The organism is Phyllobacterium sp. P5_D12 (assembly GCF_054049495.1).
In genome coordinates this window covers 1-1,520 of the sequence record NZ_JBFUMG010000807.1, presented here as the reverse complement: position 1 = coordinate 1,520, position 1,520 = coordinate 1, and the positions used below count along the sequence as shown (strand labels likewise).

Here is a 1,520-nt window from a genome sequence, read left to right as displayed (position 1 = left end):
AAGACGAGCTCGGCGATAGCAGCGATCTTTGGCTGACACTCATACACCCTGATGACAAGCAGCGCGCCATCGAGAGCGGCGAACGGCATATTTCCGGCGAAACATCGCAGATTGAGACCGAGTTCAGACTGCGCCACAAGGATGGTCACTGGGTGTGGGTTCTCGACCGGGGACGTGTTGTCGAATGGGACAAAAATAGTCACCCATCGAGAATGATCGGCGTCCAGACGGACATATCCGATCAGAAGAACGCCGAACTGGAACTGACATTGCTGAACGAGCGCATTCAACTCGCGCTCGACGCTGGCCAGGTTGGGCTATGGCATTTCAACAGCGAGACCGAGATCGTCTTGTGGGATCGCCGCATGCGCGAGATCTTCGGTATAGGCCCAGGTCCCGATGAAGTACCCCGCGCCACGTGGCACAATCTTTTGCACCCGGACGACGCAGCCAGGGCCGAGCGTGAGATAGAATCCACGTTTGAGACCGGCGAGCCCATGAAGACGAGCTACCGGATCATCAAACCTGATGCTCAAATCCGCCATGTGTTCGCTCTGGCGCGGCGTGTCCGTCACGAAACAATGCCCGACATGTTGATGGGTAGCATCTGGGATATAACAGAAGAGGTCCTGAACGCGGAGGCGCTAGCCCGGGAAAAGGACCTCTATCGCATCACACTTCAGTCCATAGGCGATGCGGTTCTTACTACGGATGTTGAGAACAATATTACGTTTGCCAACCCAGCGGCGGAACGATTACTGTTGCTTAATGCTCAGGAACTCATCGGTTCACGACTGGAAGATGTACTCAATCTCATCGATGAAGGAACCGGCACGACCCTTGTCTCTACGACGAGCCGTGCAATGCAAATCGGCCAGACCGTGGAGAGCGCTGAAAACGCTCTCTTTGTCCGGTCGGATGGAGGACGGCGTTCTCTGAGGGATATCGCCTCGCCGCTTTTCGATCTGACAGGCGCTATAACCGGGTCTGTGCTGGTGATCCAGGATGTCACGAGCGCTCGAAATCTGCAAAGAGAGCTTTCCCACGCGGCAACCCATGATGCTTTGACGGGGCTTTTGAACCGGACGGCATTCGAATCGGCCGTATCGGCGCTGATCGAAAAAAGCGGCGACAGAGCTCCACATGTGCTGCTTTACATAGACCTCGACCGCTTCAAGATGGTCAATGACACGCTTGGTCATGCGGCCGGCGATGCTTTGCTCAAAATGGCAACATCGAGCATGAACAATGCTTTACCCGACTCCGCCATCATTGGACGGCTGGGAGGCGATGAATTCGCTGTTCTCCTTCCGATCAGCAGATTTGAGGAGGCAGAAGAAGCCGCCGAGCGTTTGATAAGCGAGATCAGAACCATTCAGCTGCCCTGGGACGGAAAAATCCAGAACATTGGCGCCAGCGTTGGAATAGCAGCACTCGATGAACCGGGCGTCACCCTCGCCGAGGCGATCGCCCGCGCCGATGCTGCTTGCTACGCGGCCAAGGCCGAAGGCCGCAATCGC

General features: G+C 56.2%; 1 protein-coding gene. It reads left to right on the top strand.

The genetic code is table 11. The annotated features are described in order from the left end of the window. Positions 1-1,520 (top strand): diguanylate cyclase domain-containing protein (locus ACXJ5O_RS26620; protein ID WP_457302530.1); only part of this gene is annotated, 1,520 nt, incomplete at both ends.